This is a genomic window from Erythrobacter sp. (assembly GCF_039988855.1).
In the GTDB taxonomy this organism is placed as follows: Bacteria; Pseudomonadota; Alphaproteobacteria; order Sphingomonadales; family Sphingomonadaceae; genus Erythrobacter.
In genome coordinates this window covers 1-6,330 of the sequence record NZ_JBDXIY010000011.1, presented here as the reverse complement: position 1 = coordinate 6,330, position 6,330 = coordinate 1, and the positions used below count along the sequence as shown (strand labels likewise).

Below are 6,330 nucleotides of genomic sequence, written 5' to 3'. Positions count from 1 at the left end.
GAAGATCTAAAGCTTGTCGAATTGCGTTTTTTACGAATACAGGCAAAAAAATTGTAAGATTATCGTCAAGCTATGCATTTTTGCTGCGGCGCAGCATGTTTGACCTCTCCAAACGGGGAAATTGGCCCCGAATCAATATTGGAGAAATTCATTGGTTTGCGAACTAGGAAGGGACAATGATTTCGCTCACCATCGCGGCTCTTACTTAAACGGGAGTTCAATCGTGGGAACAATGGCTGACCGCCGCGTCGCAGATGAGCCTAGCAAAAATGCGCACGAGCTTTTTAATCGCTGATGGCAAGGATGAAACAAGGAGTCCGCCCACCTTCCAATTAACAGAGGATAGGCACGCAAAAAACCAATGAAACCAGCCACCTAGGCTTCAAAAACAAAAAGGCACCCCTGTGGGGTGCCTTTGAGTTCTAGCCTGCATCGACGCATTAAAGCATCGGTACGGCAAGACAATTTAGAAGCGCGAGTTAGTCGCTGCACCGTCACGGAAACGGGTTTGGCTTCCGCCAGTGAGGTTACGAACCGAACCAAAAACGGTCAGCTTCGGGGCCTCGTATTTAGCTTTTTCAAAAGTCTTAGTCATTGATTCTTCCTGTCCAATTGCACCCCAGTGGCAGGGTTAATTTCGCCTGTGCAGTTAGCTTGATACAAAAATGCTGCGGAAGCGTAAAGACCCCAAATCTCCCAAGCCCAATAATCTCCCTCTGGACGACGAAAATCTATGTCCAAAATCTTCGGCAGCCCCTTTGAATCGCACAATTCTTGGAGGACGTAAGAAGCATGAGCCCTGACATATTCCGCAAACTGGTGATCGATCTTGGCGTTAGTGAAGTTAGCCTTTGTTGTGCGATTAAGCACTTTTTTCGGCAGGTATCGCTCCATCGCTTGCCGATGAATCACTTTTGTGACGGCCCCGCGCCGTTTAATATGAGCAGGAGTGGCAAGAGAGAACTCGATAAACGGCCGATAGAGCATAGGATGGCGCGATTCGAGGCCGATCCGGTTTCTTTGACGACGCATCATAGAATGGGTTAGATCGCCTCGCGGGGTCGTGGCCAAGTTCACCTTTGACCACTCAATCGGGTTTGCCGGTAGTGAGGCTTCGAACTCTTCCTCCGCCTCCTTAAGAGCCTGACGCAGTTCAGGGGCAAGCCAGCGCAAAGAGACGTCATCGCGGCGGCGCTTCTCCCGCATCCTGCCGCGTATCGCCTCACGAAAGGCCTCCGGGGCAAGCCAAACAGCCGTTTGCCTGCAGCATTGTTTGAGAGCAGGGAGCAGGCCTTGATCTGCCACCTCATCGTTCAAAGTACCCCAGAATCCGGCTGGATCTTTGTTGTCCAGAAACTCCAGGTAACTATGAGCATGTCCCTGGAGCCATTCGTCGCCGCCAATACCATTAATCATGACCCGTGACCCATCGCTGACCACTTGCCGTTCCATAGTCAGCATCATCGCGCCATTGGAGGGGCTCGGAATATCGCAATGCCATTTTGCGTCCTGAGTATAATATTCGATGTCGGGATCGAAGAGTGGCAGTTCGCGAAGTTCGCGGCCCAAATGAGCGGCAGCCGCCCGTGCATAGGGTAATTCGAATGCATTGCTTCCATCAGGCGCAGCCAGAGAATACCCCTGCATCTCTGGTGATAACCAGCGGCCGTTTTTGATTAGGTCATCGGCAACGGAAAAGATGGCTGACGAATCCAGACCGCCGCTCACTGCAACACCGACCTTGTAATGTGCACGCGACGAACGCCGGACACAGTCGAACAAAACCTCCCGGTAATGCTCAACATACTCCGCATCACTTTTATAGCGGATGGTCACGTCTGTTGATGGCGACCAATACTTTTCTTCACGAAGAGCCTCTCCGTCGAAGCTCAGAAAGTGCGCACGCTTAAGACGGCTGATCTGCTTCCAGGGTGTTTCTTCGCGCAAGTACCAACGATTGGTGAGTGTTTGCGCAAGGTAACGCAAATTGGGTTCAAGAGCTGCAGGCCTTAAGGCAGCAATCGTCCGATAATCGGACGCGACAATCAGCCGGTTGTCCTCGCGTAGGTAATAGAGCGGTACAAAGCCCAAATGGTCACGGGTAGCAAAAAGCCGGCCCTGCCTTTGATCTGCGATTATGAGCGCAAACTCGCCCTGAAGGCGCTCTGCACAATCATCGCCCCAAGCTTCATACGCCTTGATTGCGACTTCAGCATCGGACCGGTTGCGAAAGACTGCGCCGCGCTGTTCGAGATCACGAACCAGCTCTTCGTGGTTCACTAGATAACCGTCAAAGACGCACGCAACCTGCCCGTCATTGGTTACGATTGGTTGGGATTGTTCATACGACTCGCTAGTTGTGTGCAGAGTGCACGCTGCCAGAGCCAAACGCCCCGAAACCCAGCTTCCCTCTACATCATGAGGATAGGCTCGAAGAGAATGAAGAGCCGTTTGCACATCATCATCGCGAACACCGTCAGTCGAAAGAATAGCACAAATGACGGACAAGATGAGAATCCCGATAGCGGCAACAGAACACTTGGCACCGACTTACGCACTGTGCCATGGCGGCCGCGTAATAGGCAGATGATCAACTTGGCGCAATCTTCACACATCCCTGAAAACGGCAAGCTTCCGACTTTGCGCGATGTGCCCTGGCTTACTGCCTTTGCCATACGCGGTTTTTACGAGCTGGTCAGGGCAAGGCTGATTTTTTCAAAACTAGAAGCCAAGGCGATCCCCGAAAGAAACCAGCAGGCCAAAGCCAAGTCTTTGGCAAACCAAGCCGTGCCCCCGGCAACACTTGCTCGGATCACATATGTCATCCCTAGATTGTCAGATCGGTTCCCTTGGCGAAGCGATTGTGTGATCCAGGCCATCGCGGCCCAAAACTGGCTCTCTTCTTATGGGGCAGCAAGCGAGATCCAGATCGGCGTCGAAAACCCCAAGGATGGAGAGTTTGGCGCCCATGCCTGGCTCGTTCATCGCGAATCGGTGATCACGGGGGGCGACATTGATCGTTATCATGTGATTTTGGCCGAATCAGGGGAAGACAACTAAGCACCAATGACCGTTTGTTAGTTAGCCGGGCTAATAATTTGCCCCCTAAAAAAAGGTCATAGTAGGGAGCACAGGGCGGTGGTTAGCATTTCATTTACCTTTTTTTCGGGATGTGGTTGTCAAACGTGCTGCACTGCACTAACAAGCTACGTGAAACCACTCATCAAGAGGGCAGGATTGATGTTCAATAAGATTATCACTACCGCCGCCGCAGCTGGCCTTGCATTTGCGCCAATCGCTGCTCAGGCAAAAACCCGCGCTGCTGACAGTGCACCAGTTTACACCAGCACTTCTGCTGCACAGCCCGGCCTTGGCCGTTCAGCTGAAGGCGAGAACGTTGTTGGCGTTCCTGGCGTAATCATCGGTATTCTTGCAGCTGCTGCTGTGATCGGCGCAGTTGTTATCGCTTCCAGCGAAGACGACGAAGACACTGATCCAAATCAGTCGCCAGGCACCTGATCGCCTAACGGCACTCAGATGCGGTAACGCTAAGAAAAAGCGCGCGGGCTTCCCGGGCGCTTTTTCTTTGTCCTAATTGCACGCGCAAAGTCGAGACGCATAGCCTTGTCACAGACGCTGGAAATCAAATCTAAAAACAATACACGAGGCCATTTCTGGGCCCTTTTCGTGCTTCTTGTTTCTGCCGTTATCTTTGGCGGTGGGGGGTCTAGATACGGCATTGCCAACCTACTCGTACAGCTCACTGCTATTGGGGCCCTCGCGTTTCACCGTGAGGCTTTCTTGAAGTTTTGGTCGCAGGCTCCCTGGGCGCTTAAGCTCGTCGTATCGGCGTCGGTTTTACTGCCTTCGTTGTTCCTTATTCCACTGCCACCACAAATGTGGACCGCACTGCCTGGACGCGAATTGGTTGCTCAATCACTCGAACTGGCGGGCGGGATTGACTGGACCACCGCAAGCGTCGATCCGGTCAGGACGTTATTGGCGATCACCGCACTGATAACTCCACTGGCTGTCCTATTTATCGGGTGGAAGGCTTCTCGCACGCACCTGATCACGCTTGGCTGGCTCGTTGTACTCCTTGGCCTCGCAAACTTGGCGGTAGGCATCATCCAAGTGCTTTCAAACGGAGCGACTGGGCTATTCTACCCTGAGAACCCAATGCCCGGCATTTTGTTTGGAACCTTCGCGAACCGGAATACAACAGGCCTTTTCCTTGTTGGATGCTTGGCATTTGCGGCAATGTTGCCCTCCCCGCCACAGGCCGGGCAAGCCGCCCTGCCCGCTCGTGTGATTATTTGTATTTTACTGCTCGTCGCCGTTCTTTTGACCCGATCACGCACAGCCTTGGTGCTGGCAGCCTTGCCGCTTGCGGGGCTTTTTTTCCAGGTCATTGGGCAACGATTATCGACCGGGCATAGAAGGCACCGCGCCAACGGAAACAGGAAGTGGGCTGCTATAGCCACTGGAGCACTGACGCTTGGCGCAGTCGCTAGTGTGGGCTTAATGGCACCGGGCAGAATTGGCGAGGTGGTAGATCGCTTTCAAAATGACCGCACCGATGCGCGGGCATATATCTGGGAAGATGCCAGCTACGCCGCAAGCCGCTATTGGCCGGTTGGCTCTGGTACGGGCACCTTTGACGATGTGTTTCAGACTGATGAGTCGCTTGAGAACATCACACAGCGCCGCGCAGGCAGGGCACATAACGACTACCTTGAAGTCGCCATAGAAGCAGGCGCGCCAGGACTATTGCTGATTGCAGCTTGGCTTGTGCTTTTGGCATGGCTGAGCTGGAAAGCGCGCATCCGTGAGGGAAGATGGATCGCATGGAGCGGTAGCATCACCCTGCTTGCTATCGCGCTTCAATCCATCACGGATTACCCACTTCGAAACCAGTCGATGCTCGCTGTGGCCGCGTTTGCCTTGGTCATCCTTGTGCGCTTTGCTCTCCTGCAACGGGAGGCCGAGCCGTGATTGGACGCATAATCTGGTTAGCAATTCTTCTCGTGTTCGCCTTAGTTTCGAGCGGTGTTCAACTCGACCGTGAGGCTCGAAAAACGCCAGCCTTGGCGCTACAAGTGCCTGAGCTCTTCCGCTCAGGGGCGCAGCCTCGATTGACCGTTCTTGCAATCAACTCGGGTGCGGCAGAACTCGGTGTCGCAGAAGCGCAAAAGCTTGTGCGGCGTCGTCCAATACCCGCCCGACATTTGCGTTCGCTTGCTCAGGCACAAATTATTGCTGGAAACAATGAAGCCAGCGCTCTGGCGATACAATATGCAGCCCAGCGTGGCTGGCGCGACTCCCTGACTCAAGAAGCAATGATGAGGCTGGCGCTCGCCGCTGGGGATCGCCCAGAAGCCGCGCGCCGATATGCAGCGCTTTTCTTAAATCGTCGTATCAAGCAGACATTGCTAGTGGAAGCCGGAGTTGCTGTCTTCCCAGACGTGGGGGGCGAAGAAAGAGCGATTCTCGCGGAGATTGTCGCCGGAAGCGAAAGGTGGCGGAGTGCTTTTGCTGCGCGCGGTGCAGCCGTGATCCCTCCAAGTGCTTTTGTGGAGATCGTCGGTCAATCGATTGCGGATGGCGCAGAGTTCGATTGTGGTTCTATCGCCATCGCCGTGGGAACGCTTGCACGAAAGGATCAGAACGCTTCAAAACGATTGACCTTACTTACTGAACCAATTTGCCCAAAGCGGTAAGCATTGTGCGGAGATGAATGTTGGGTTTGTCCCAATCACGACTTGAGCCCTGTTGGCAGACTGATTGGTCCAGAGGCATGGGGCGACGATATGTATGAAGCCGAGATAGCTTGCTGAGGTTTTGTCGTATCGGGTTGCGAGGCGGCGGGAGCAGTTGAGTTTGGCGAAGCATCGTTCGATGCGGTTTCGCAGGGCGTAGGTAACGGTGCCGTGGGGTATTGGCTCTTTGCGATTGGCCTTGGCCGAGATCACCGGCGTTCCGCCACATAGCGCAATGGTGCTTAGGATATGGTCGCTGTCATAACCCCGGTCAGCCAGGAACACGCGAGCCATTGGCAGGTCCTCATCCACCAGCGCATCGAAGCCTCTGAAGTCGGAGACCTCACCGCCCGTCACTTCCTCCCGGACAGGGGGGCCATGAGCGTCGACAATGAGGTGGATCTTGGACGTCAAGCCACCCTTTTAACGACCGAAACCGTGTCTTTGAGTCCCCCTTTTGCGTCCGCTACCAAACGGTGCGCGCGGATGACGGTGCTGTTAATCACCTGGAAGCCGTCTGGTACTGGGCCGCTGTTATTGAGAGCATCGAGCACCAACTTCCACAGTCCCG

7 protein-coding genes are annotated in these 6,330 nt (G+C 54.1%); 4 read left to right on the top strand and 3 right to left on the bottom strand.

What is annotated here, in order from left to right; translation table 11 throughout:
* Positions 1-466 precede the first annotated feature (466 nt).
* Entirely contained in the window at positions 467-595 is a 129-nt protein-coding gene (locus tag ABJ205_RS02905) for a lasso RiPP family leader peptide-containing protein (RefSeq protein ID WP_348156177.1), read from the bottom strand.
* Entirely contained in the window at positions 592-2,457 is a 1,866-nt protein-coding gene (locus ABJ205_RS02900) for an asparagine synthase-related protein (protein ID WP_348156180.1), read from the bottom strand. The genes ABJ205_RS02905 and ABJ205_RS02900 overlap by 4 nt, the downstream gene beginning before the upstream one ends.
* Between ABJ205_RS02900 and ABJ205_RS02895 the strand changes: the two genes are divergently transcribed.
* From ABJ205_RS02895 to ABJ205_RS02880, 4 genes are all read left to right on the top strand, one after another.
* Positions 2,440-3,060, top strand: coding sequence for a lasso peptide biosynthesis B2 protein (locus ABJ205_RS02895; protein ID WP_348156183.1), 621 nt, complete (start codon positions 2,440-2,442; stop codon positions 3,058-3,060). The two genes, ABJ205_RS02900 and ABJ205_RS02895, sit on opposite strands and share 18 nt — an antisense overlap.
* A gap of 180 nt (positions 3,061-3,240) precedes the next feature.
* Complete coding sequence (locus ABJ205_RS02890; RefSeq protein ID WP_348156186.1) at positions 3,241-3,519, top strand: hypothetical protein; 279 nt, start codon at positions 3,241-3,243, stop codon at positions 3,517-3,519.
* A 378-nt stretch (positions 3,520-3,897) separates the two neighbouring features.
* A complete protein-coding gene (locus tag ABJ205_RS02885) occupies positions 3,898-4,995 on the top strand; it encodes an O-antigen ligase family protein (RefSeq protein WP_348156187.1) in 1,098 nt (365 codons plus the stop codon).
* Complete coding sequence (locus tag ABJ205_RS02880; protein ID WP_348156189.1) at positions 4,992-5,720, top strand: hypothetical protein; 729 nt, start codon at positions 4,992-4,994, stop codon at positions 5,718-5,720. Before ABJ205_RS02885 ends, ABJ205_RS02880 begins: the two co-directional genes overlap by 4 nt.
* On the opposite strand, the gene ABJ205_RS02875 is transcribed toward ABJ205_RS02880, so the two are convergent.
* Positions 5,688-6,173: an IS5 family transposase gene (locus ABJ205_RS02875; RefSeq protein ID WP_348156191.1), complete on the bottom strand. Its 486-nt coding sequence runs from the start codon at positions 6,171-6,173 to the stop codon at positions 5,688-5,690. The genes ABJ205_RS02880 and ABJ205_RS02875 overlap by 33 nt on opposite strands.
* Positions 6,174-6,330: the final 157 nt, after the last annotated feature.

Coding starts and splice junctions, on each gene's coding strand:
- ABJ205_RS02905 (WP_348156177.1), bottom strand. CDS start 595: ATGACTAAGACTTTTGAAAAAGCTAAATACGAGGCCCCGAAGCTGACC.
- ABJ205_RS02895 (WP_348156183.1), top strand. CDS start 2,440: ATGAAGAGCCGTTTGCACATCATCATCGCGAACACCGTCAGTCGAAAG.
- ABJ205_RS02890 (WP_348156186.1), top strand. CDS start 3,241: ATGTTCAATAAGATTATCACTACCGCCGCCGCAGCTGGCCTTGCATTT.
- ABJ205_RS02885 (WP_348156187.1), top strand. CDS start 3,898: ATGTGGACCGCACTGCCTGGACGCGAATTGGTTGCTCAATCACTCGAA.